Genomic DNA, 25,123 nt, shown 5'->3' with positions numbered 1-25,123 from the left:
TTCAATCATTTTTAAAAAAGTTCAAAAAACGTTTTTAAAAAAAGGTCTTTTCATGAACCCGCCGACGCCGATCATCCGCCGCTACCATCCCAATGACGAATACAGTATTCTCATGCTGGAAGCGGAGGCTTTTGGAGACCACAATCCATACGAATACATTCAATTTTATGAATTTTTGCATGACGGATTTTTCGTCTGCACAATCGGACAAGACATTGTCGGTTTTGTCGTCGGCTATGCGCTTTCGGAGACGGAAGGACACATTTTTTCGCTTGCGGTCAGCAAATTTCACCGCAATCAAGGCATTGCCGAATTGTTGGTCGACCACATCTGCACCTATTTCCTGCTCAAAGGTCTTTCCAAAGCGTCACTGGAAGTTCGAATCAGTAATGAGCCGGCAATTCATTTGTACAAAAAACTTGGATTTTTGCCGGCTTGGGTAGAGTCCAAATACTATTCCGACGGCGAAGACGGATATGTGATGATGGTCAACCTGAATTTTTATTTCCATCAAAAAGAGCAGCTTCGGATATTAGAAAGCCGGAAAAACAAGGAACCGGTGGACAAAAAGAAAATGAATTAAAGAAGGGAGATCAAAGAAAGACAGATTCGTCCTTAATCTTTCTTTGTTTATTTGCTTTTTTTATTTATTCAATTGTCCAATATCAAAAATATTTGTTGGGCATAATAAATTGCTTCTTTTGCGGTTTTTTCTGTTGGTTGGACCGATGCCGCGATTTCATAATCGCTAAATGACCTCCATTTTTTTAATTTAGATAATTTATGACCGACGGACCGAACCGAAGAATTTTTTGATTTTTGATAACAAGCCGCAAGTTGCTTGTGGTCTATTCCTGTTTTTGAACCGATAAAATTCATTCGTTTTTCCGCATAAATCCGTGATTCTAAAAATGCGGCATAATACGCACGGCTGATTGCGGTTTTGTAAAATGATTCCGACATCGATCCTTCTTTTTTAACCGTCTGGACCAAAAATCTTGAAATATACAAAAAATGAGCCGGTTTGAATTGAATTGTCATCCTCTCCTTTTTTCATAATTTTCATAACAGGCAACCGGAAAAAAACAATGGGCCGTCGCCCCATAAATTTCTCCGGCTTCCTCCGTCAAATTAAAAAAATCATCATCTAAGGCGGCATTTAATTCAACCGTTTCTTCATAGATCGGAATCTGAATCTCCAAAAAGGAGCAATCACATTCCACCTCAATTTTCATCCGCCAAAGAAGGCGGTGTCCGTATCGTTCTTTTAAAGCACGGGTGACGTACCAAAGAATATCATAAAAATTCGGCTACGCCGAATATCTTTTCTTAATTTCGTCCACGCCAGCCACAAGAAACTGTTCATCTTTTTCAAGTTCGTTTAAAACAAAATTCTGTTTGAATTCCGTGGAAATATTTTGCAATTCGAGCTCAATCACCATTTTTATTCTCCTCCGATATTTGGCATAAAATTTTTAGAAGTCATATTTCAAAATAAATCAATACAGTATTTATTCCTTTCGATTTTTTTGCTGATGCCGTTTTTAAAAAGGAAAAAAGAGTCAAAAACACGGTTTTTAAATATCAAAACAGCGTCTTAGTTTTAAATTATTGAACTCATTCATAAAAATCTCATAAAATCAATCAAAAATCAATCAAAAATCAAGGCAAAAATTATGGTGATGGATAAACTCGGCGATTCGCTTCAAGGCGCGCTTCGAAAACTTATCGGAGCCAACCGGATTGACGAAAATGTCGTCAACGAAGTTGTTAAAGACATTCAGCGCGCGCTTTTAACATCCGACGTCAATGTCAAGCTTGTCATGGACATGTCCAAACGAATTAAGGAGCGTTCCTTAAAGGAAGAACCGCAAAAGGGCGCCGACCCCCGCGAACACGTGGTTCGAATCGTGTACCAAGAAATGATCGGAATCATGGGAAAAGGGGCGACGATTGACTTAAAACCGCAGACAATCATGATGGTCGGACTTCAAGGAAGCGGAAAAACGACATCGGTTTCGAAATTGGCCCGTTGGTTCCAAAAGAAAGGATTAAAACCGGCCGTGATTGGCGCAGACAATTTCCGGCCGGGCGCCTACCAGCAACTCAAAATATTGTGTGACAAACTCAATGTTCATTTCTACGGCGAAGAAGGAGAAACGGATGCTGTCGGAATTGTGAAACGCGGTTTAAAAGAAATCGAAAAATACGACATTAAAATTATTGACACGGCCGGACGACATGCGCTGGAAGCGGATTTGATTGCGGAAATGGAAGCGATTAATGCCATTGCAAATCCGGACCAGAAGTTTTTAGTATTGGACGCCGCGATTGGCCAGCAAGCCGGCGTACAGGCCAAAGCCTTTAATGACGCGGTCGGTATCACCGGAATAATTATTACAAAATTGGACGGAACCGCCAAAGGCGGCGGTGCCCTTTCCGCTGTATCTGAAATCAATGCTCCGATCGCGTTTATCGGAACCGGCGAGACGCCGGATGATTTCGAACGGTTTGACGCCGACCGGTTTATTTCAAGACTTCTCGGCATGGGCGACTTGCAATCCTTGCTTGAAAAAGTTCAGGAATCCATGAAAGAGTCCGACCTCAACGTCGAAAACATCATGAAAGGGCGGTTCACGCTCAACGACATGTATGCGCAGCTGGAAGCCATGAATAAAATGGGACCCTTAAAGCAGGTCATGAAAATGCTTCCGCTCGGCTCTATGGGTCTTGGCGGCGCAAAATTGTCCGACAAAGATTTGGATGAAACCGGCCAAAAAATGAAAGTCTACAAAGTGATTATGGATTCGATGACAGAGGGCGAACTCAATGATCCCAAAATCATCAGCGCCGCCCGGATTAAAAGAATCGCGATGGGGTCCGGACGAAGCCCGGATGACATCCGCGAACTTCTCAAATATCACAAAAACATGCAAAACGCTTTTAAGAATTTTGCCGGAAAAGGCGGCGGAAGAAGCATGCAAAAAATGATGAAGAAAGGCGGCATGGGTGGAATGGGAGATTTGGGCGGAAACATGCCGTTTTAATCTCTTCTTTTCTGTTTTATTTATTTTTTAAAAAAAGAAGATATCGTTTTTAAAATAAATTCAAAAATTCATCCCCGTTTTTTCGAATAAAATAAAAACGATGGCAATCATGCGCGCCCGTTGCCACCCGGCAAAATTTCATTTTGTTTCATTTTTTTATTTTTTTGTTTGCTTTTTTAGTTTCGGAACTTCTTCATCAACTCATCCAAACTCAACGAAATCTGTTCGCCCGATTCCATATTTTTTAAAGAAAAACACCCGGATTCCAATTCTTTTTCGCCGACAATAAGCACATAATCCGCACCGGTTGTGTTGGCAAATTCCATCTGCGCTTTAAAATTGCGTCCCATGAGATCGGTTTGAACCGGCACGTATTGCCGAAGGCCGCTTGCGATTTTTAAGCTTTCCGCGTGTGTTTCCGGCTTAGACACCAAAACGATGCTTGGAACTTGATCAACTGTTTTGTCGCAGATTTCCATAATCCGGTCAAATCCAATTCCAAACCCGGTGGACGGAACATCGCCGCCCCCGAAAAGACTGATGAGTTTGTAAGAGCCGCCACCGCAAACCTGTTTTTGGGCGCCGAGACCGTCGGCATAAATTTCAAAAACGATTCCTGTGTAATAATCCAACCCGCGCGCCACGCCGAAATTGACGGTATAATCATGAATACCATAAGCGGACAGAAGCACGAGCGTTTTTTCAAAAGCATCCAGTTCAGGAAGCTGCCCCACAATGTCGCGTGCTTTTTGAATGGCGGAAAAACCATCTTTTCCGGCCAATCCGACGACTGCTTTGATTTTTTGAACCAATTCGAAAGAGGCTTTCAGTTCCAAAAGCAACATTTCCAGATTCTGTTCTTCCGCCGGATCTTTGGTCATTTTATCAATGATACGCATCACATTTCCCTGTGATTCAACGTCGGCAGTCACCTGAGAAAGCAAGTGGCGAAGAACAGATAAATTCCCGACGTTTAAATTTCCTTTAACGCCCACAGAAGCCAGAAGCGTCATCGCAAGCGCAATGACTTCGGCATCCGATTCCGGCTTTGCGCTGCCGATTGATTCCACCCCGAATTGCCAAAATTCCCGGAAACGGCCTTTTTGCGGCCGTTCATACCGGAAACAATTTTCAAAATAGAACAGTTTCACAGGCTTTGGAAAAGACTGCATTTCATTCACATATGCCCGCATCACCGGCGCGGTGAGTTCCGGACGCAACGTCATTTCCCGATCCCCTTTGTCTTTGAAATTGTAAAGCTCCCCGATAATGCCTTCTCCGGATTTGAGCGTAAAAAGTTCCAACTCTTCAAAGGTTGGCGTGATGATTTCACCGTATCCCCATTTTTTGACAACGTCTCTGAGTTTGGACTCAACGCTTCTTCTTTGGGCAACTTCCTCCGGCAAAAAATCCCGGGTCCCGCGCGGCTTTGAAATTTCCATGAAAAATTCTCCGAAAAAAAAATAATGATGATTTCTCAATAATGATTATTTCTGAATAATAATAGACAACACATCGCCGTCTTTGAGTTTGTGGTCCATCCCGACCCGCTGTCCCGGGTGCTTGGCGGACGGTCCCCATACGTAGGCGAACCTGAATTTTTTCTTGAAATCCTTATGCAGCCGCTCGCAAATTTGACCGATATTGGTTCCATCCAAAACAATCATCGGCTCTTCCATATCAGCGGCTTCTCCTTGCGGTTTCATATAAATGCGGATAAATTTGAGCCGCTCGTAGAGCACATCTTTTAATTGCTCCAAGTTTTGGCTGTTGTGCGCGGAAATAAAGACCGCTTCCGGATACAATTTTTTGGATTCTTCCAGCATTTTCGGATAAGCCAAGTCCACTTTGTTAACGACGGTCATCGATGACACATAACTGCGGTTTTTAGAAACAACATCAATCAGCTGATCAACGTTGATATTTTCTCTAAAAAGAATTGTCGCGTTATGGATTTTGTATTCGTCCAAAATCGTTTTGATGGTTTCCTCATCCAAATCCAATTCCACGGTCGAGTTGATCCGAACGCCGCCCCGATCCATTTTTTTAATAACGACATCGGGAGGATGCTGATCGACCCGGATGCCCGCTTCATACAATTCTTCCATCAAAACCGGCAGGTGCAGCGGCTGAAAAACATCCAAAAGAAACAGAACCAAATCCGAATTTCGAATGACGGCAATCACTTCTTTTCCGCGGCCGCGGCCGGAAGCCGCACCTTTCACAAGGCCCGGAACGTCCAAAATCTGAATCGTCGCGCCCTTGTATTCCATAACACCGGGGATGACGGTGAGCGTCGTGAATTCGTACGCGCCGACTTCGGAATGCGCGTCGGTCAACTTATTTAAAAGCGTCGATTTTCCAACGGACGGAAAACCCACCAATGTGACGGTGGCGTCCCCAGATTTTTTGACACTGTACCCTTCACCGGTGCCGGAAGACGCGCTTTTCTTTTCCACTTCGTCGTGAAATTTCGCCAATTTGGCCTTCAGCCGGCCGATATGATGGGAAGTCGCCTTGTTGTAAGACGTTTTCTTAATTTCTTCTTCAATCTCTCGAATTTGTTCTTGTATCGTCGCCATCGTTAAAATCTCGAAAATAAAATGAATCAGTGATAAAGGGGGGATAAATCCGTGATTAATCGATGATTAATCGGGGATAATATTTGAAATATCCATGAAATGGGTTTTTGAATTTTACTCAATTTTAAAAGCCTCTTCCGGCGTCAATCCGCCGTGCACAATCGCATGAATTCTTTTGACAATCCGAGTCGGGTTTTCGGATTGGAATACGTTGCGTCCGATTGCAACGCCGGCACCGCCGGCTTCTAAAGAGTCCGCCACCATTTTTAGGAGAGACATTTCGGAATCCATGTGCGGACCGCCGGCAATAATGATCGGAACCGGGCATCCGCGGACAACCGTTCGGAAAGAATCGATGTCTCCGGTGTAATTGGTCTTCACAATATCGGCCCCGAGTTCCGCTCCCAGTCGGGCCGCATGCGCGACGACATTTTCACTGAATTCGGATGTGATTTTCGGGCCGCGCGGATACATCATCGCCAAAAGCGGCATTCCCCATTCATCGCATTTGCTGGCGATTTTTCCAAATCCTTCCAGCATTTCCGGCTCGTCTTCGGCACCCACATTGACATGAATGGAAACAGCATCTGCCCCGACTTTAATGGCTTCCTCCACCGTTGTCACCAAAACTTTATGGTTGGAGTTGGGTCCAAGAGAGGTGGACGCCGACAAATGAATGATCAATCCGACATCGTTTCCATATTTGCGGTGACCGTATTTAGCCAGACCCATGTGCCCGAGAACAGCGTTTGCGCCCCCGAGAGCGACTTTGTCCACAGCTTCCGGCAAATTGGTCAGCCCTTTGATGGGGCCCGCGCCGACGCCGTGATCCATCGGAATAATAATTGTCCGCCCGTTTTCTCTTTTGATAAACCTTTCCATTCGAATTGCTTTTCCGATTATGCTCATAAAGATCTCCTTGACCGGCCGGCGGTTTATTGTGATTATTTTATTATCTTAAATCATAAAGAATTATGAAAAATATTGTAAATAAAAATTGTAAATAAAAAGTGATGGAGATATTTTCTGCTTGTATTTAAATTGTGTTTTTTGCGGATAAATTGGATTTTGTCGGAGAGGTTGTGTTTCACCGGATATTTTTTTTCAATCGGCCCCCGTTTTTTTAGATTAGAGGCTGCTGCGGCCTTCGCGTTGCCGCAACAATTTTAAAAATTCTTTAACAAAGGCGACCGGTGATGTTTTATTTTCTTTGTTTTCTAAAACCGTTAGCTCCATCCGGGTCAACGGATTCCGTAATTTTCTTCAGTTTTTGAATCTGATTCCGATAATAAAAGTAAATCGCGAGAATGACCAAAACCAAGGCGATGCCGACAAAAATCATATACATCGGCGCATTCTCGTTATAATATTTAACGGAAACTTTGCCTTTGGGCGCGTTCCATTGAAAAATTTCTTGGCCTGTCTCGCCGGTCAAAACCGCATCCGGCTCCGGAGACGCGACCCCTAAAAGCCGGTTTCCGGTTGTCGTTCCGGCCGGAAGCGTAATTTGGACGGCTTTGGCATTGTCGTTGACAAGAACCGTGTTTTCACCGGAAGATTGAACCAGCGTGTACAGTAAAATTCCGGAAAAATTCTGATCCGATTCAATATTTGCGCCCGAATTTGTTTTTTTGAGCGTGTAGGAAATGTCGGCCGGAACCGGGTTTTCATAGATCTGTTTCAGGCTCTCTTCCGTCAATGAAAAATTGTCAACCGTCAAGAAATAAACATCTTTCAGTTCCGGTCCGCTGAGCACCAAAAGTCCGGTTTCTTGAATCACCGGAATTTTACTTTTGTTGTCAATGACCCGAACCACTTGAATTTCCTTTGTATTTTGGGGGACATAAGACCCGGATTCGACAACAGCGGATGTATTATTGATCACCGGAACAAAAGCGGAAATGTTGTAAATTTGAGAAACGTTTCCATCAGTATCCTTCGCGACGGAGTCATCTAATGGGTTAGAAATGCACCCGGCGGCGAAAACAAGGAAAACGGCAACGGAAGACAGAAAAATAATCAAAAGTATATTTTTAAGTGATATTTTCATAAATCCCCATTGGATTTTGAATCTTAAAAATCTATCTTCTCCCCTTTTAAAAATCTTCCAATGTTTTTTGCTTTTTTTCGGATTTGTTTTTCGGTTTGTTTTCCAACCCGTTTTCCAACCCGCTTTCCAACCCGCTTTCCAACCCGTTTTCCAACCCGCTTTCCAACCCGTTTTCCAACCCGCTTTCCAACCCGTTTTCCAACCCGTTTTCTAATCCATTGTCCCGCCTGTTTTTCAATCCGCTGTCCGATCTTTTTTCGAATTCATCCGTCGATTTGTTTTTTGAATTATTTCGGATGGCATCGGAAATATCTTTCATTTTATACAAAAGGTGATTTTTTTTGCATTCCTGTTTAAAAATTTGGTACAAATCCTCCGCATTTGGAGAAGCGCACACATATTTTTCACCGAATTTCGCCTGATATTTTTCTTTCAACGGAGGGAAGGATTGGTCCAATTTTTGATAAAAATATTCGCGGTTGCCTTTTCGAAGCGTTACGCCAAAGAAACTGACGGCGTATTTGGCGCCAAAATCCGCTGCCTGGCCGATAAGCTCAATTATATTTTCAGGCGAATCCGTCAAAAAGGGAAGCACGGGATTCAGGTAAATCCCCGTAAATAAACCGGCATCTGAGAGTTGTTTCATTGCAAAAAACCGTTCGTTTGGCGTGGAGACATTGGGCTCAATTCGCATGGAAATTTCAGGATCAGCCGTAGTAATTGTAAGGGCGATATTGACCGGAGAATGTTGGTGAATTTGGGATAAAAGATCAATGTCACGGGCAACGAGCGCTGATTTTGTGGTGATGCTGATTCCACATCCGTACCGGTGAATGATTTCAAGAGAGGATCGTGTCAAAAACAATTCTTTTTCAAAGGAATTATACGGGTCACTCATAGCCCCGGTCCCGATAATTATTTTGCTGCCCGCATCTGCTGCGCCGCCGGAATTCGATAAATTAGATTTTACGCCGGATTTGGAACGGGTTTTGCGTGATTTTGTTTTTGCCGCCAATTCTTTTTCAAGGAGAAGAAGCGCATTTTCTTTCGCGCAAACTTGACTGAAATTTTCAATCCGATAGCAAGCACTTCTGGAATCACAGTAAATACAACCATGATTGCAGCCGCGGTAAATGTTCATGTTGTGCGTATGCGCAAAATAATCCGTATTTTTCGGAAGCGGTGTGATGATTTGTTTGGCAGGCACCAGCGGGATGATTTGTTTGGCGGGCGCCGGCGGGATGATTTGTTTGGCCGGAACCGACGGGATGATTTGTTTGGCGGGCGCCGGCGGGATGATTTGTTTGGCGGGCGCCGGCGGGATGATTTGTTTGGCCGGAACCGACGGGATGATTTGTTTGGCCGGAACCGACGGGATGATTTGTTTGGCCGGAACCGACGGGATGATTTGTTTGGCAGGCACCAGCGGGATGATTTGTTTGGCCGGAACCGACGGGATGATTTGTTTGGCGGGTGCCGGCGGGATGATTTGTTTGGTCGGAACCGACGGAATGATTTGTTTGGCTGAAACCGGTGGGAAGACTTTTTTTTCCGCCGGCGTCATTCCATCCGTCCCAACTGTTTTAACTGCAGGTTGATTTCTTTTGCCGCCAACTCTTCTGCTTCCGACTTTGAACTGCCGGTTCCGGTTCCGGAAATGTCGTCTTCCAGTTTTGTAATTTCGGAGGAGAGAGTGTACCCGACAATGAAAGTCATTTCATGCGGGCGGCCTTTGGAATGAATCACATATGATTTTGGCGTAAACCCATTGAAATTTTGCTGGCAAAATTCGTTGAGTTTGACTTTTTCTTTAATTAAATTTGACAGGAAGCTGTTGATTTCAGATGGATCGATGATCATCCGGTAGACAAAATCTCGCAACGGTTCCATTCCGCCGTCCAAATAAATCGCGCCGGCAACCGCTTCAAAAAATGTGGCATGGCGTTTTCGAGGCCCGCAAGTCGCTCCTTTTTTGAGAACCAAATGTTTTTCCAGATTATGTTTTTTAGCGATTTGATTAAACCGGTTGTCACTAATCACAATCGCTTTGAGCCGGGTCAGTCCGCCCTGATCCAGATGAGAATAATTTCGGTACAAATATTCGGCAACAACAAAATCCAAAGCGGAATCCCCAAAAAATGCCAGGGTTTTGTTCATGGTTTGATGCGTAACCGTATAGATGAACTCTTTATTTTTGAAAAAATATCCGATCTTTTGTTCCAATTCACTCATAAAATCACAATTTTTGGAGATGAAATCTTTTCTTTCAAAATGATTTTTTCGGTTCATAAAGGTTTTTGAAGTTTTTAATTAAGCTAAAATTCCAATTAAAGTCCCGATTTAAATTGCTCTGCTTGCTCGTGCAGTCAACAAAAAATCATTGAGATCCAATCAAAATTCAATTAAAGTTTCAAAATATCATTCTAATAAATTTTCATATAAATTTTCAAATTTCAACATTTAAAAATTTAAAAATCTTTATGTTTTTGAATATTAAATTTTTGGTAGTTTGTTTTTGAATCATTCGATATTTAAAGAATAATAAAATATCCGTCTAAAAAAATTAATATAAATTGAAACATAATTTTATATTTATCTGATAATAATTATAACGTCATTGTATAAATTAACTCTGTTCATAAAAATACCATGCTCGTTTATATTCGTGGAATTAATCCGATTAATACCAGTCCGTTCGTTTGCGCTTTTGATATATCTAAAAAGTTTATGTTATATATTCTCGCTGCCTTTTCTTCTGTGCTGATATGATTCCATTCATATCCGTAAAAACAAAATTGTTGTTTTTCGCGTCCGTTTTTTTCAAGACAAACGGTCAAAGATAAATGGTCGCCAGGCAACATTTTTTCAAAAATATTCAAAAATAGAAAAACAGTCGCAAATTATTATGTTGTGGTTTTTCAAAAAATAGAAAATGGTGATTTTATGACAAAAGAAGAAATCTTAAAAGCACTTGCTGATTCCGTTATTACGGGCAACGCCAAAGCGGCGGTTGAGAACTCTGAAAAAGCACTCAAAGCCGGAGTCGACCCCCAAGAAGCCATTGTCGAAGGACTGGCCAAAGGTATGTCCGTTATGGGAGACAAATATGAGCGTGGAGAAGCTTTCGTGCCGCACCTGATGATTGCGTCGGTTGCCCTTTACAAAGGTATGGACATCTTGACGCCGCATATTAAAGTCGACCCGTCCAACCGTGCGGTGACCGGTGTGATCGGAACCATTGAGGGAGACGTTCACGATATCGGAAAGAACTTGGTCAAAACAATGATGGCTGCCGCCGGATTTACGATGATTGACCTTGGAAACGACGTTCCGATTGAAAACTTCATTACCGCCGCCAAAGAAAACAAAGCCGATTTACTTTCCGTGAGCGCTTTGATGACGACAACCATGACCGGTATGGACAAAATTTCAGAATTGCTTCTTGAAAATGGTTACCGCGACTCTTTAATTTACATGGTCGGCGGTGCGCCGGTGTCGGAAAAATACGCCAAAAGTGTTGGTGCCGACGGAACCTGCAAAGACGCAGCATCCGCTGTTGCTTTTGCCAAGGAAAAAGCATCCAAATTGGCGCCGGCAAACGAACGCTGGAGCGACGCCAAATTGAGTATTACCAAAACAAAATACAAAGACGTCATCCTTAAAAAGAAGGCTGCCGCCAAAGCCGGTTCCAACGTTTCACTCGAAGCCGCGAAGAAAGTGATTGCCGAGTATGAAAAAGTCGGAACCAAGAAAGCATCTAAGATGTCTCACAAAGAACGTGTTTTCGGCGCGTTGGGCGACAAAAAAGTGGACCGCCTGCCCTGCTACCCATTAGCTTGTGGTATCACCCGTAAATTCATTCCGGCATCCTACAAGGATTACGCAACCAACCCCAAAATTTTCTCAGACTCGGCTTATGCCGCCGTGAAATATTTGGATGTCGACACCTACGTTGGCTTGACCGACCTGTCCATCACCAGCGCCGACGTTGGTGCCGGTGTTTCCTATCCGGACGAGGACACCCCGTCGACAACCGGTCACTTGCACGAATATGATGACATCGTGATTCCGGAAATCAAAAAAGGAACACGTATCCACAACCATATTCAAGCCGGAAAGATGGCATTGGAGAAACTCCACCGCGATGAAATCGATGCGCCTTTCGTGGCATTCCACGAAGGACCGCTCCTGACTTTGACACAAGCCATGGGAGCCGACCGTGTTCTTCATGACATGAGCAACAACCCAAAAGAGGTTCACAAAGCCTTGGACCGAATTACGGACTTTGTTTGTGACATTTCGACCGAGTTCTTCGATGAAGGTGCCGCCGATGCAATTTGTGTGGACAACTTGTGGTCCAACAACGTGATTATGAGTGCGGATCAATACTGGGAGTTTGACGGAAAATACGTTTATGACCGCCAGATTCCGATCTTTAAGAAGCACAATGCCCCCTACGTGATTCACAACTGCGCCGACGCTGTTCACTTTGACATTCAAATCCGCAAGTTCGGAACAGCTCTTTACAGCTACGCGTACTACGAAAAGAACAGAAACAAAGGTTCCAAGAACTACGCTGACTTGATTCCGGCCTACTCCGACATCTGCTGTATGATGGGAGAAGTGGACCCGATTCAATTCATGAACAACGACGAAAAAACGTTTGAAAACATCAGAAACGACACTGTCAAATTGATGGACGGCGTCCTCAAAACACTCAAAGAAAACGGCCGGCAATCCAAATATGTGATGTCAACCGGCTGTGAAGTGCCGCCGGATGGCTCGCTCATGAGTGTCAAAACCATGGTGGACACTGTTAAAGAAGTCGGTGAAGACATGTATAAAAAGATCATCGGCTAAATTTAAAAAAATCAAAAACATTAATTCAAAAACATAAAACATAACCAACCACACTTTTGAAAAAATCCGAAAACAAGATTTAAAACCACTCGTTTTTTTGGACCATTCAAAAATAATCAAAAACAATCAAAAATAAAAGTGAAACAAGGAAAATTAAAAATGTATCCTTGTTTCACAAAAACATTCACAAAAACATAATGCTTTGACGTTTTTGAAATTTAACCCCCCCAAAAAACTATATTTCCAAAAACCGTCCAACGCAAAAAAATCAAAAACAAGAGTCTTATAAAAATTTAAACCTCCGTAAAATGAAGAAAATTTAAAATACAGACATTTAAATCCAACCCTAAAAAATACAGATTAAAAAGTCTGAACCTCCAAAAAAACGAAAAACTTCAAAAATCTAAACCTCTCCAAAAATGAAAGTCGCCGCCGTATCCGGCGGCTTTCAAAAATTGTCTGTTTGTTTTCACAAAAAACGACCCTGTCATTAAAAGTGCTATCATATGATTTGTATTATTAACAACGTTTAATTTTATCGCAGTGACTCTGTCATTAAAAGTGTCTATCGTATCTATTAGCGATCTAATCATTAAAAGTGTCTATCATATCTATTAGCGGTCTAATCATTAAAAGTGTCTATCACTATTTATCAACTTGATTTCCACTTTCATTTTTTTTCAATTTATTTTTCATTTATATTTCATTTATATTTCATTTTCAATTGAAAGGATGTGCTTTCTATGAATCTTGGTCTTGGAATTGATACTGGAGGAACATATACAGACGCCATATTGATGGATTTATCCACCGGTGCCGTCATTGAAAAAAGCAAAGCTTTGACAACATATCCGGATTTAATTCTCGGAATCTCAAATGCGATGGACGGATTGACGCCCGATTTGCTTCAGAAAATAAAGTTTACATCCGTTTCAACAACCCTCGCCACGAATACGACTCTGGAAGGAAAAGGGTACCCGACCGGTTTGATTTTAATCGGCTATTCCGTTGCCGGTGATTTGCCGGTGGAAGACCTCATTGAGATTCGCGGCGGACACGATACCGATGGAAATCCTTTAAATGATCCTTCCGCCGATTTTGAAGTCGTGGAAGAATTTGTGAAAAGCACCCAAAATAAAGTGGCTTCTTATGCTATTTCCTCTTATTTCAGCGTTCGAAATCCGGAACATGAGCTGGCGGTCAAAGAATATGTGCAGAAATTGACGAATTTGCCGGTCGTGTGCGGCCACGAATTGTCCCGCGCGCTTGGCGTTTATGAACGGACGCTGACCGCTGTTTTAAATGCGCAACTGATTCCGGTCACGCATCAGTTTGTCAAATCCATTTCAACGGTCATGAACCAAAAAGGTATTTCATCCGGCATGATGATTATGAAGTGTGACGGATCGTTGGTATCAATTGAAGAAGCCCTCAAACGCCCGGTGGAGTCAGTCTTTTCAGGACCTGCCGCAAGTCTTGTCGGCGCCGCGCACCTGACCGGAAAAAATACATGTGTGACCATTGATGTGGGTGGAACCAGCACGGATATTTCCATGATTCAAAACGGAATTCCAAGCATTAGTGATTCCGGCGCCATCGTCGGCGGTTGGAAAACAATGGTTCGGGCCATTCAAATGAGCACGTCCGCCCTTGGAGGCGATAGTCACGTTTGGTTGAGTCAAGAGATTCATATCGGCCCACGACGCGTCGTTCCTCTGTCTTTGGCTGCCCTTCAATATCCGGGATTTGCTGCCAAAATGAAATGCGCCGACAGACCATCCGACCGGATTTTGGATCCGGTCATTCAAGGTACCTCATTTTTTACGGCGTCTGGGCCGTCTTTTTCCCTTGACATCGCGCTGAGTCCCTACGAACAAAAGGTTTACGATGCTATTTGTTCCGAAAAAGAACCCGTTTCCGTTTATGAAATTTCCAAAAAAGTCGGCGACCACCCGTTAATGTTCTCCAAAGCGTTAGATGCTTTAGTCTCAAAAAGATATGTTACCCATATCGGATTTACGCCAACGGACGCGCTTCATGTTTTGGGAATTTATGTGAAATGGGATAGGGAAGCCGCGACTATCGGCGCAAAAATTTTGGCGGATTATGTGAACAAAAAACCGGAAGAAATGTGCAGACGAATTCGGGAAATGGTTTCCGAAAAGATGGCCACGGATTTGGCCGCATTTTTCCTGCCGTCTTTAAAAGCGGAAGAAATCCGTTCGTTGGTTCTGGATTCGCCGCATACAAAATTGAAAATAAATATGCCGGTCGTTCTTATCGGAGCGCCGGTGATGGCTTACAGCGAAAAATTGTGCGATCTTTTGGATATCGAATTGGTTTTGCCTCAATATTTCGATGTCGGAAACGCAGTCGGCGCGTTGACCGGAGATGTCATTTTCCGGTCGGACGTTTTAATTCGACCAAAATCCGTCGGCTCCAATGTTTATATATCATTTACCGAATCCGGAAAAACAGAAGACGAGTCTTATCAAGAAGCCATTGCGAAAGGAAAAGAATGGATCAAATGCCGGATTTATGATCATATGAACTTGTACGGACTTACTCAAGATGCCGTCCGAATTGATATTCAACAAAAAGAAATCAAGACCGGATATTCCGTTGAAAAACCGCTTGAAATACGGTTGCTCGGCGTCGGTATCGGAACACCGAGAAAAGCCGGCATTGACAATGACGGCCAGCAAGACCAGAAAAATATAAGCGGTGTAAAGGTTTAAATCGAATAAAATATAAATCCGATTTAAAAAAATTATTCAATAAAAATGTTTATTCAATAAAAAATCAATTCAATTAAATCAATTCAGTAAATCAATTCAGTAAATCAATTCAGTAAATCAATTCGACAAAAATTGATTTGATGTATGATTATTTCAAATGCAGGAGGTTTTGTTTTGTTCACATCCCTTCCATCCGGTTTTGCCGGCAATCAATCCGGTTTTTCAAAGGCGTCCCCCTCTCCGATTCCGGACGAGTTGATCCGAACGCTTCGAGAGCGTTCCGTGACCGAACCGGTTGATGATGTTTCATTGATGTTTCATATTGAGACGCTTGTATCGGATATTTTAAAAATGGTGGCCTCTTCATACGGTCCTCTTGGAATGAATAAAATGATTGTCAATCCGGTCGGCGATGTTTATTTGACAAGCGACGGAAAAACCATCCTCAAAGAGATTGATTTGCTGCATCCGGTCGCCGTATCTCTCAAACGTCTGGGTCAATCCATGGACAAATCATGTGGAGACGGAACGAAATATGCGCTGATTTTGGCGTGCGGTTTGTTGCTGAATGCCGTATCCCTTCTTCGAAAAAAGGTTCATCCCATGACAATTATTGATGGATATGAACTGGCAATGGGAAAAGCGTATGAAATGTTGGAATTTGTCTGTGAAGAGGCGGACAATGAAATGATTTTTTCAGCAGTTTACGCCGCCGCTTTCTCCAAAGGAATTGAAGGGGAACAAGCGACCGCCTTGGCAAAAGCGATGATTCAAACGGTGATTGAAATTGACCGGTATGCGGATGAATCATCCTTTTTGGATTTGGAAGAAAACGTTAAAATTTTGAAAAAAAGAGGAAGTCCGGATGTTTTGACATTTCAGGGTGTCATTTTGGATGAAATTCCGGCCCGGGAAGATATGCCGAAACAAATCCTTTCCCCACGGATTTTATTGCTTCGGAATGACTTGAAAGTGAAAAGCGGATATCTCAATCCGGAGCATTTTATTCGGATCGATAATCCGACGACCGCATTTGATTTTAAATGCGCAAAAAATGATGTTGCCGAAAACTTCGCGTTAAAAGTTCTTAAAAGCGGTGCCAACCTTGTCTTTTGTGAAGGGGAAGTGGATGCCGTCATCGAAGAAGCGTTTGCCAAAAATAAAATTTTGTTGTTCAAGCGGCTTAAAGAAGCGGATTTAGACTACATTGCCCGGGCGACCGGTGCTCAATATTCGGTTATTTTAGAAGACTTAACCCCGGATCTCTTGGGTTTTGCCGATGAAATTACGATTCAAAAGACGCGGTATGAAACGTTTGCGTATCTGGCCGTTTCCGGTCCGATCACATCCGTTTTGATTCACGAGCCGGTCAAATACGGTCTTGGAAAAATTGAAGAAGCGGCCGACGACGCGCTTAACACAGCGGCGCTTCTTTTGAAAAACCCGAGTGTTGTGACCGGCGGCGGCGGAACGGAATATTTCCTTGCGCGGTCTTTGCGGATTTTTGCCAACACTCTCGATGGAAAAGCGCAATTGGCCGTCTTGGAATTTGCGAAGGCGGTGGAAGCTGTCCCGAAATTTTTGGCGCAAAACATTGGCATGGATTCCATAGACGCATTGATTCAATTGTCGGCGATGCAAGAAGAGGGCATTGATGCCCGGATTGACGTGTCCGGAAAAGTGATGGCCAACGACCCGCAAGTTTTTGACTGCGCGACGGTGAAAAAATACGGGTTGGTGGCGGCTTTCGAGTGCGTGGCAAATATTTTGCGTGTGGATGAAATATTGCTGAAGAAATAAAAAAATGAACAACATCTGTGAATGTTTGTTCTTTTTCTTCTCCTTCTTTTTTCGTCTCCTTCTTTTTTCTTCACTTCGAGCGGTGGCATACACACCTTACGGTGGTGAATTTTTCGATTTTTTTTCAACAAAATGGGGGTTGCTTTTTTTGACTTTTCCAATAAAAATGATGTTTGTTCTTTTTCCTTTTTTAAAAAACAACGACATGTGATTTATATAAAATATAGATATATTGTAAACAAAAACATTTAAAAAAACTTATATACAATCGGATAAAGCTTTTTTTATTTCAATCCGGTGTGGTCCGATATCTAAAATTGTCCTTGACGTCAACATTCCAATTTCATTTATCCATGAACGAGTGGATCTTTGGGAGATGTTTTGCGCGATTGTTCAGGAAAATGAATATACAGCAATTATGCCAACTGAAGTTTACGAGGAAGTTTTGGACCAGCGAACAAAACGGATTTTTCAAGAAGAAGATTTTATTCAAAAAGTGAATGTAAATCCGGATTTGTTTCAAAAAATAAAAAATGAATGTAATCAATTTATTGGCCGCAATTTGATTCAAGATAATGATTTTCGGGTCTTGACGGCGACGGTTGAGTTTGATGCAGATATTTTGGTATCGAATGATTACGAATTGATTAATATTTTTGAGGCTTACAGGAAATTGTCTTCTCGCCCAATAAAATGTATGAAGATGATCGCTCCTATTTTTTTGGAGTTTTTGCACGATACTTACCCACAAAAATTTAATTTGAATTCATATGTTGCAGCAAATTTAAAATACTATAATCATATCGAAATCCCAAACACAGTCAATGGTGTAAAATATCGAAATTGGGATGAAAAAGTTGCAAAAAATAGATTTTTATCTTTTCAAAATAATATCATCAATTCATTAAAAAAGGGTGTTTGAAATGAGTCATGAAGTCAGAAATAAATTTAATATGGACATATCTGATTCTGAAAATACGGTCTCCGGTTGGATGACTGAAAAAGATTGGGACAACACGTTTGCGTTTTTGGAGGAAACCCGAAAATCAATGAAAGAATTAACTCAACAAATTCTAAGAGAACGGGAAGAAAGAAATCAAAAAAACGGAATATCTGTACCAAGAGTGGATTTCCCAAACTTTACATACGCGTTGACAAATTTGGGACAAAGAAATCCGGAAAATCGAATTCAATGTTCCAATGAACAGCTGATTTTATCTCCGGCCGCCGCCAAAATTTTGTTGGAACAACTGGAAAAAGATGTCTCAGCTTATGAAAAAATAAATGGAAAAATTTCACCGGTTGATTTTGAATAATCATAATTTTTAAAATATGTTTTTAAAATTTCCAACCGCTTTTCCTGTACGGATACCCGTTCAATTGCGAACGCAATGCGTTCGCAATTGGATAGGTCCGATAAAACTGACGGCACTGCTCTAATGTTCGAACCGAAAAACCACTTCCGTATTCGGGTTCAATTTCATGTGCCAAATTCGCAAGAAGCCGGCTTTCCATATTCTGCCCGCTCTTTTCCCATGTTGTTCCTCAAGAACAATACGCTCTCCTAATCTCCAATACATGATGACACGTTGAAAATCAATAAACGAAACAAAATAAACGAAACAAAATAAAAACAGAAACAATAATAAAATAAAGGTCATGATAAAAAAAATGTTTCAACTATGAAAAAAGAAAAGAGCTTGATAATTATTTATCAAGCCCGTAGAATGCAATATTTTTGTCGGCCAAAGCCTGGATTTTCTCGATTTCCTTGTCGCCGCCTTCCATTTTAAACAAATGCTTGAAACGGGATTGGGTTTTGAGGTAATCTACCACCGGTTTTGGGTCCTTCACTTTTTTAACGCCGGTTACAACACCGTCTTCCATTTCATAAAGCGGCCACAGGCACGTGTCCACGGCAAGCTTCGCAATTTCAATGGTTTTGGATGAGTCAAAACCCCAGCCGGTCGGGCAGGGCGCATGCGCGTGAATGTAGGTCGGACCTTTCACATCCACCGCTTTTTTGACTTTTTTAATCATATCGTTCGCGTAACCAATCGACGTCGTCGCCACATATGGGGAACCATGCGCTGCCATAATCGCCGGCATGTCCTTCTTTTTCGTATTGTTTCCATACGATTGTTTTCCAAACGGACTGGTCGTCGTCGACGCGCCAAACGGCGTTCCGCTGCTGCGCTGAACACCGGTGTTCATGTACGCCTCATTGTCCACACAAACATAAGTAATGTCGTGCCCGCGCTCAAAAGCCCCGGACAAGGCACCGATTCCGATGTCCATCGTCGAGCCGTCGCCGCCGATTCCAATCACTTTTGTGTTTCCTTTCCGGCCAAGAGCAATCAACGCCGCTTCAACACCGGACGCGACAGCGCCGCCGTTTTCAAACAACGAGTGAATCCATGGAACGTTCCAAGCCGTTTTGGGAAACGGCGTTGTCATCACTTCTAAGCAGCCGGTCGGGTTGATAATAATGCAATCCGGTCCGGTTGCCATCAAAACGTATTTCGCGGCAAGCGCGTCACAGCATCCGGCACAACCGTTGTGGCCAGGCGTGAGTAAATTAAAAGGTTTGTTGTCGCTCATAACAACTCCTCCTTGACTTCATTGAAACGCGATTCAATCGTAATTTTTCCAGTCTTAGCGACCTTTTTTGTTTCCTCGATGATTTCTTCGATATGAGACGGCTTCACATCACGTCCGCCGTGACCAACCATGTAGCCAATCATCGGAATCCGAGTGGATGTGTTGTACATGCCGGCTTTGATTTCCGTAAACAAAATTCCTTCGTTGCGGCCAAGAGAAATGTCCTTTTCAACAACAACAATCGCTTTAGCTTTGGAAAGCGCTTTGTTAATCGCCTCCGTCGGGAACGGACGGAACGCACGGACTTTTAAAATGCCGACTTTTTCACCACGGGCGCGGTAGGCATCCACGACATCTTTCATAGTTCCAAGAATGGATCCGAAAGAAACAATGACAATTTCGGCATCTTCCATTTTGTATTCGTCAATAAGACCACCATGGTAACGGCCGGTGACTTTTTCAAAGTCTTTTGCCGCTTTTTCAATCAGCGGAAGCGCCCGCTTCATGGCTTCCTCTTGCGAATACCGGAATTCCGTATAAACCGACGGGTCGCCCAGCGTTCCAAAAGACATCGGATTTTTCGGGTCCAAATATTTGTCCGGCGCAAACGGCGGTAAAAATCTGTCTGCTTCGGCTTGGTCCATTAAAATGACCGGTTCGTACACGTGAGACAAAACGAATCCGTCCATACAAACCATGACCGGAAGGAGCACATTTTTGTCTTCCGCAATCTTAAACGCTTGAAGAACCGTGTCGGCCGCTTCCTGCGTGTCTTCGGTATAAATTTGAATCCAGCCGCAATCGCGCTGAGACAGAGAATCTTGCTGGTCGTTCCAGATGTTAATCGGAGCCCCAATCGCACGGTTCACGACCGTCATCACAATCGGAAGGCGCATTCCGGCCGCATTGAAGAGGGCCTCATGCATCAAAAGAAGACCTTGCGACGTTGTCGCCGAATAGGTTCGGGCTCCGGTTGCCGACGCGCCGATAAGCGCGGAAATCGCAGAGAATTCCGACTCGACGTTGATGTATTCACAGTCCGGAATTTCGCCGTCGGCCATCATTTTGGATAAGTCTTCCACAATGTGGGTCTGCGGCGTGATTGGATACGCCGAAATCACTTGAGGCCGGGAAACTTTGGCGGCATGGGCGGTCGCGTAGGATCCTTCGACGACGACCATTTTGGATTTATCTTTCGGGTTGACAGCCATTTATTTCTCCTCCAGCGTCATAGTAATCACGTCTTTGGGGCACTCGTTTGCGCAAATGCCGCATCCTTTGCAATAATCATAATTGGCTTTGTATAAGCATTTTCCTTTGTCGTTCGCTGTTACCGGATCCGGATAAATGCACATGTCCGGACACGCGACTTCGCAAATAGCGCAGCGGATGCATTTGTCGTAATCAAATACCGGCATAAATGTCCGCCAGCCGCCGGTTTTGTTTTCCATGGCAGTTCCGGGATCGCAGACCGCACCGATTGTTATTTTCATAGTTCCATCTCCTGTCGGACCACATCGTAAGCGGCTTGGATGGCCTGGGCATTTTTTTTGCCGACTTCACCGGAAAAACGTTCTTTGACGGCGTCTTGGATGGACGGAACGGCCACCTCGCCGGTTGCGGCCGCAAATGCGCCGAGAAGAACGGTGTTCACAATCGGAACACCTATGATATCGATTGCGATTTTTGTCGCGTCGACGGTTAAAATCCGGGCTTTGGTGTCCAAATGTTTAAAAGCGCTTGGAGCTTCTTTAGTATTGATAATAAGAGCGCCGGTTGGCTTTAAGCCGCCGGTCACGTTGACGACGTCAAGAAGCGTCGGGTCTTGGACAATCACATAATCCGGTTCATAAATTTGACTTCTGATTCGAATCGGCGCGTTATCCAGGCGCGTAAAAGCCTGAACGGGAGCGCCCCGTCTTTCCACGCCAAAGGCCGGAAAAGCCTGGGAAAATTTTCCATCGCTGAAAGCGGCAATGGAAAGGAGTTCGGCGGCCGTCACAGACCCCTGTCCGCCACGCCCGTGAATTCTGATTTCTTTCATTTGGTAACCTCTAAGTGATTAAGTTGGCTTAGAATATCGTTTTTAAGGACCGTTTTTTTATTTTTTAGATTCATGGTTTAAAAGGTTGTTTTTTAAATTTTGATGAGATTTATCTTCATTTTTAGAGAGTGTCTTTTAACACAGCAAAAGCCATCAAAAATATTATATGAATTGGGAAAACAAATTCCCGGATTTTCGTAAAAAGCGTACACCTCAAAAAGCACGCTTTTTGGTTTTTGACGGATCCGTTTTTTGCAAAAAGAAGCTTCCTCTCTCTTTTGAAAAGCAACTCTTTTTTGTCATAATTGTACTAACTAATAATAATGACAAATCCTAAACTCTATCGTTTCATATTAAGCTTTTGGTTCCGGTTTACATATAAAATAAAGATGTCGGAGCGATAATTAAAAACACGATGCTAAGGAATGGAGTTAAGAAAAATATAATAAATTTTTTATGAAAAAAGGACAATAATTTAAAAAAGGAAAAGGTTTACAATTGCAATCAAATTGAGCTCCAACCATTTCATCAATTTTCAATCCAAACGGTCCCGAATTTCATCCATCAATTCAATCCATCAATTCAATCCATCAATTCCATCCATCAATTCAATCCATCAATTCAATCTGAACTCTATCCGAATCAATTTCAATTTGATATCACATTTTTTCAAAATAATTTTCAAAAACTTGGATAATTTGCCCTGCCAGCACTTGTCGTCCAACACCGATTTCCTCATCATTCAAATGTCTCAGACGTGTTTCTTTTTGGAGCCCGCTGATTTCAAGCCGCATTTCTTTGGAGTGGGAAAGTCCTTTTGTAAACCATTGGGCATGAGATTTGATGTTAACGTGAGGATACATATGGTGTTGATCCAAAAGAAAACAATACCTTTTAAAATCCGAAATTCTTTGCCGGAATTCCTCGTGGGACACCGCTGTAAAATCATCCGGTTCAAATTCAAAATTGCTTCCGTTCGCATCAAAACAATTGCTTGCCGCATTAAAACGACTGGATGTTGTGTTAAAACGATCCGGTTTGGCATCCCCTCCGTTTTTGAGTGCTTCTTTCATTTTTGAAAAGATTCCGGGATTTCCGATTGCGCTTCTTCCAATCATAAATCCGTCGCATCCGGTCCCTATGGCGGCGTTGAGGTCTTTGGGGGTGAAAATATCGCCATTGAGAATAACCGGAATGGATAATTCTTCTTTTATTTTTTGAACAACATCCCAGTTCGCTTTTCCGGAATACCCTTGCGCTGCCGTTCTTCCGTGAACGGTCAGCCAATGCGCACCGGCATCTTCGATAGATTTTGCCAGCCGGATCGTTTTTTTATCCTCCCGGTAAATGCGGATTTTGGCCGTCACCGGGGTTTTTATGCCGCTGCAAACGGCCTCAATGATTTTGGCCGGAAGGGTAGAGTCGTTGAGCAAATAGGCGCCGCATTTGTCTTTGAGAATCTTGGGGGACGGACAGCCCATATTGATGTCGATGACTGCCGGATGAAGTTGTTCTTCCAGGCCAACCGCTGTTTTAAGAATCATGTCGGGATTGGGACCTACAATTTGGATGCCATAGGGTTTTTGGTCAAAAGAAACTCCGCGTTCTCTTGAAAAAGATTCGCCGTTTAAAAAACCGGCGGCGTTGATCATTTCCGTAAACGTAAAGTCGGCGCCCTTTTCGTTGCAAAGCATTCGAAAAGCGGGGTTGGTCACATCGGCCATCGGCGCCAAAAAAAGAGGGGATTTGGGGAAATTAAAGGACATTTGGTCTTTTATTAAATCTGTGGAAGTAGTTAAAGGTTGAGGAGAGGATTTTTTTTAGATTTTAAAAATAAAAATATAACATTTCTATAATAAGAGAGGGATATATTATTTTATTTTAGAAGATGTCAACGAATAATATTTATATGTTTGAAATTATTTTAGAACCATATGAATGAAATCGAAAAATATATTGTTCCCACCGGAGACCCTTTCGCAGATATCGGCGGATATGCGATTGAAGAATTTGCCAAAAGGTATCCGAATGAAAATATCATGGGACTCATTTCGAAGGTTACTGATATTTATGTTGACAAATGGGATGCAAAAATTAATCCCTTTTTTTTAAATTCAAAAATAACCCAACCCGCTTTTAAAGCCGATAAAAAGAAAGAAGAGACTGCCAAATATTTTCAATCTCTTTTAGACAAAACGGCAACACATACGTTTGGATTTTGCCGAATTACCGGAGAAAAAACAGAATTATATCCGGCCGGTCGTGATAATTCCATTCTTTCCGGATCCGGAACTTTTGTGAATTTTCATCACACCTTTGAACCCGGAATTATGCTCTCCAAGGAAGCCATAATTCGGTTTCATTTTGTCCCGATCGCCTGCGAATTATTGCAAGGAAGAATTGCAGTCATTCAGAGCAGCGACAATGAATTAACCCGATTTTTTACCCAAGATAAAGTATCCAAAAATTTGTCAAATATTGGTGCGAATATATCAGAAGGAATTTTAAAATCTGACTGCCGGTCTCCGGGAACTGCCTTGTTTCGGTTTATCGATAAAGCCGTTGCGGATAAAAAAGCACAGAAAAGCAGCAGTTCCTTGACATTATACCATTTCACAAATTTCGGAGCGACGCCCGAAGTTAAAATTTATTTGATTCCGTCGATTTTATTTGAATTTTATAATTTCACTCAAAACTCAAAGTATAAATCTCAATGGAACAGATTTGTTTCCTCGTATTATTTCAACAACAAGGAGTACAAGGGAGCAAAATTCAATCCGGAAACAAATGAAATTGAATGGGCAACCAAGAAGGAAGAACAAAAAATTGGTGAAAAAGATTACCAATTCTGGAGTAACCGGATATATACGAAATTAATCAACGACCAATCCATTCTCCGAGAAATAAGGTTATGGTGTATCGAAAAACAATTTGACTTTGAAATTGTAAAAACATACCAGGTTGGAATCAGAAATATGAAAATAGAAACCGTGAATAAAATAGATCAAATGGCCGACCTTATTTTTAAAATGAATGATGCGGACCAAATCAAAAAAGTCATTAAAACATTAAATAGCGCCAAGTCCGGATACAACCTCCGCCGCTTTATCATTAGAGATGTTGTGTCAAAAAATTATGAAAAAAATCCGGAAGATGAACCCATTGTCACGGTGGAAGAGTATACAAAATACTTGTTCCCGGACACAAGCTCTTGGAGCGAAATGCGTGATGTGCTGTTAATTGCAATTTATCAAAGATTACACGAACAGAAATTATCCATTGAAATCGAAGACGAGAGCTCAGACGAAGAAGGATTTGAAACTGAGGAAGAATAATACAACAAAAGTTAATAAAAATTCAATTCATATGTTTATTGAAATTAAAAAGCAGGAAGAAAAAGT

At 42.4% G+C, this 25,123-nt stretch carries 23 protein-coding genes; 8 read left to right on the top strand and 15 right to left on the bottom strand.

The window, feature by feature from the left end; translation table 11 throughout:
* The first annotated feature begins 52 nt into the window (after positions 1-52).
* Positions 53-583 carry a GNAT family N-acetyltransferase gene (locus tag MsAm2_RS00545; protein ID WP_338097879.1) on the top strand — a complete coding sequence of 177 codons (531 nt, stop codon included), beginning with the start codon at positions 53-55 and terminating at the stop codon, positions 581-583.
* A 68-nt stretch (positions 584-651) separates the two neighbouring features.
* Here MsAm2_RS00545 and MsAm2_RS00540 read toward each other — a convergent pair whose 3' ends face one another.
* From MsAm2_RS00540 to MsAm2_RS00530, 3 genes are all read right to left on the bottom strand, one after another.
* Positions 652-1,041: a HEPN domain-containing protein gene (locus MsAm2_RS00540; RefSeq protein ID WP_338097878.1), complete on the bottom strand. Its 390-nt coding sequence runs from the start codon at positions 1,039-1,041 to the stop codon at positions 652-654.
* Positions 1,038-1,235, bottom strand: a complete 198-nt coding sequence (locus tag MsAm2_RS00535) for a hypothetical protein (protein WP_338097877.1) — start codon at positions 1,233-1,235, stop codon at positions 1,038-1,040. The genes MsAm2_RS00540 and MsAm2_RS00535 overlap by 4 nt, the downstream gene beginning before the upstream one ends.
* A 75-nt stretch (positions 1,236-1,310) precedes the next feature.
* Positions 1,311-1,442: a hypothetical protein gene (locus MsAm2_RS00530; RefSeq protein WP_338097876.1), complete on the bottom strand. Its 132-nt coding sequence runs from the start codon at positions 1,440-1,442 to the stop codon at positions 1,311-1,313.
* A gap of 234 nt (positions 1,443-1,676) precedes the next feature.
* Here MsAm2_RS00530 and MsAm2_RS00525 point away from each other — a divergent pair, with 234 nt between their 5' ends.
* Positions 1,677-3,047: a signal recognition particle protein Srp54 gene (locus MsAm2_RS00525; protein ID WP_338097875.1), complete on the top strand. Its 1,371-nt coding sequence runs from the start codon at positions 1,677-1,679 to the stop codon at positions 3,045-3,047.
* A gap of 176 nt (positions 3,048-3,223) precedes the next feature.
* Here the strand turns inward: MsAm2_RS00525 and hisS are convergent, their stop codons facing one another.
* The 6 genes from hisS to MsAm2_RS00495 form a co-directional block, all read right to left on the bottom strand.
* Positions 3,224-4,489, bottom strand: a complete 1,266-nt coding sequence (gene hisS / locus MsAm2_RS00520) for a histidine--tRNA ligase (protein WP_338097874.1) — start codon at positions 4,487-4,489, stop codon at positions 3,224-3,226.
* Positions 4,490-4,534: 45 nt separating this feature from the next.
* Positions 4,535-5,629: an OBG GTPase family GTP-binding protein gene (locus MsAm2_RS00515; RefSeq protein WP_338097873.1), complete on the bottom strand. Its 1,095-nt coding sequence runs from the start codon at positions 5,627-5,629 to the stop codon at positions 4,535-4,537.
* Between the two features lie 114 nt (positions 5,630-5,743).
* On the bottom strand, positions 5,744-6,538 hold the full coding sequence (locus tag MsAm2_RS00510; RefSeq protein WP_338097872.1) for a 2-amino-3,7-dideoxy-D-threo-hept-6-ulosonate synthase: 795 nt from the start codon (positions 6,536-6,538) through the stop codon (positions 5,744-5,746).
* A 292-nt stretch (positions 6,539-6,830) separates the two neighbouring features.
* Positions 6,831-7,679, bottom strand: coding sequence for a DUF5803 family protein (locus MsAm2_RS00505; protein ID WP_338097871.1), 849 nt, complete (start codon positions 7,677-7,679; stop codon positions 6,831-6,833).
* Positions 7,680-7,725: 46 nt separating this feature from the next.
* The gene (locus MsAm2_RS00500) at positions 7,726-9,243 is read right to left on the bottom strand and encodes a radical SAM protein (RefSeq protein WP_338097870.1); all 1,518 of its coding nucleotides are present in this window, start codon (positions 9,241-9,243) and stop codon (positions 7,726-7,728) included.
* Positions 9,240-9,911 (bottom strand): ribonuclease III family protein, encoded by a 672-nt coding sequence (locus tag MsAm2_RS00495; RefSeq protein ID WP_338097869.1) that lies wholly within the window; start codon positions 9,909-9,911, stop codon positions 9,240-9,242. The genes MsAm2_RS00500 and MsAm2_RS00495 overlap by 4 nt, the downstream gene beginning before the upstream one ends.
* A gap of 711 nt (positions 9,912-10,622) precedes the next feature.
* On the opposite strand from MsAm2_RS00495, the gene MsAm2_RS00490 reads away from it, so the two are divergent.
* The 5 genes from MsAm2_RS00490 (at position 10,623) to MsAm2_RS00470 (ending at position 18,393) form a co-directional block, all read left to right on the top strand.
* Positions 10,623-12,539, top strand: a complete 1,917-nt coding sequence (locus MsAm2_RS00490) for a uroporphyrinogen decarboxylase family protein (protein WP_338097868.1) — start codon at positions 10,623-10,625, stop codon at positions 12,537-12,539.
* 743 nt (positions 12,540-13,282) lie between these two features.
* Complete coding sequence (locus tag MsAm2_RS00485) at positions 13,283-15,277, top strand: hydantoinase/oxoprolinase family protein (RefSeq protein WP_338098478.1); 1,995 nt, start codon at positions 13,283-13,285, stop codon at positions 15,275-15,277.
* A gap of 144 nt (positions 15,278-15,421) precedes the next feature.
* Positions 15,422-17,077 (top strand): TCP-1/cpn60 chaperonin family protein, encoded by a 1,656-nt coding sequence (locus tag MsAm2_RS00480; RefSeq protein ID WP_338097867.1) that lies wholly within the window; start codon positions 15,422-15,424, stop codon positions 17,075-17,077.
* Between the two features lie 418 nt (positions 17,078-17,495).
* On the top strand, positions 17,496-17,999 hold the full coding sequence (locus MsAm2_RS00475) for a hypothetical protein (protein WP_338097866.1): 504 nt from the start codon (positions 17,496-17,498) through the stop codon (positions 17,997-17,999).
* A gap of 1 nt (position 18,000) precedes the next feature.
* Positions 18,001-18,393, top strand: coding sequence for a hypothetical protein (locus MsAm2_RS00470; RefSeq protein WP_338097865.1), 393 nt, complete (start codon positions 18,001-18,003; stop codon positions 18,391-18,393).
* Between the two features lie 22 nt (positions 18,394-18,415).
* Here the strand turns inward: MsAm2_RS00470 and MsAm2_RS00465 are convergent, their stop codons facing one another.
* The 6 genes from MsAm2_RS00465 to MsAm2_RS00440 form a co-directional block, all read right to left on the bottom strand.
* Positions 18,416-18,592 (bottom strand): DUF1016 N-terminal domain-containing protein, encoded by a 177-nt coding sequence (locus MsAm2_RS00465; protein ID WP_338097864.1) that lies wholly within the window; start codon positions 18,590-18,592, stop codon positions 18,416-18,418.
* Between the two features lie 192 nt (positions 18,593-18,784).
* The gene (locus tag MsAm2_RS00460) at positions 18,785-19,678 is read right to left on the bottom strand and encodes a thiamine pyrophosphate-dependent enzyme (protein ID WP_338097863.1); all 894 of its coding nucleotides are present in this window, start codon (positions 19,676-19,678) and stop codon (positions 18,785-18,787) included.
* Entirely contained in the window at positions 19,675-20,889 is a 1,215-nt protein-coding gene (porA, locus tag MsAm2_RS00455) for a pyruvate synthase subunit PorA (protein ID WP_338097862.1), read from the bottom strand. Before porA ends, MsAm2_RS00460 begins: the two co-directional genes overlap by 4 nt.
* The gene (locus tag MsAm2_RS00450; RefSeq protein ID WP_338097861.1) at positions 20,890-21,171 is read right to left on the bottom strand and encodes a 4Fe-4S binding protein; all 282 of its coding nucleotides are present in this window, start codon (positions 21,169-21,171) and stop codon (positions 20,890-20,892) included. It abuts the gene before it with no gap.
* Positions 21,168-21,722 carry a pyruvate ferredoxin oxidoreductase subunit gamma gene (locus MsAm2_RS00445; protein ID WP_338097860.1) on the bottom strand — a complete coding sequence of 185 codons (555 nt, stop codon included), beginning with the start codon at positions 21,720-21,722 and terminating at the stop codon, positions 21,168-21,170. Before MsAm2_RS00445 ends, MsAm2_RS00450 begins: the two co-directional genes overlap by 4 nt.
* Before the next feature lie 659 nt (positions 21,723-22,381).
* The gene (locus MsAm2_RS00440) at positions 22,382-23,488 is read right to left on the bottom strand and encodes a tRNA dihydrouridine synthase (RefSeq protein ID WP_338097859.1); all 1,107 of its coding nucleotides are present in this window, start codon (positions 23,486-23,488) and stop codon (positions 22,382-22,384) included.
* Between the two features lie 168 nt (positions 23,489-23,656).
* Here MsAm2_RS00440 and cas8a1 point away from each other — a divergent pair, with 168 nt between their 5' ends.
* A complete protein-coding gene (cas8a1, locus tag MsAm2_RS00435; protein WP_338097858.1) occupies positions 23,657-25,057 on the top strand; it encodes a type I-B CRISPR-associated protein Cas8b1/Cst1 in 1,401 nt (466 codons plus the stop codon).
* Positions 25,058-25,123 lie beyond the last annotated feature (66 nt).

It is taken from the genome of Methanolapillus ohkumae, from assembly GCF_032594355.1.
Lineage (GTDB): Archaea > Halobacteriota > Methanosarcinia > Methanosarcinales > Methanosarcinaceae > Methanolapillus > Methanolapillus ohkumae.
The sequence above is the reverse complement of the archived record's forward strand: the minus strand, read 5'-3'. Positions and strand labels throughout refer to the sequence as shown.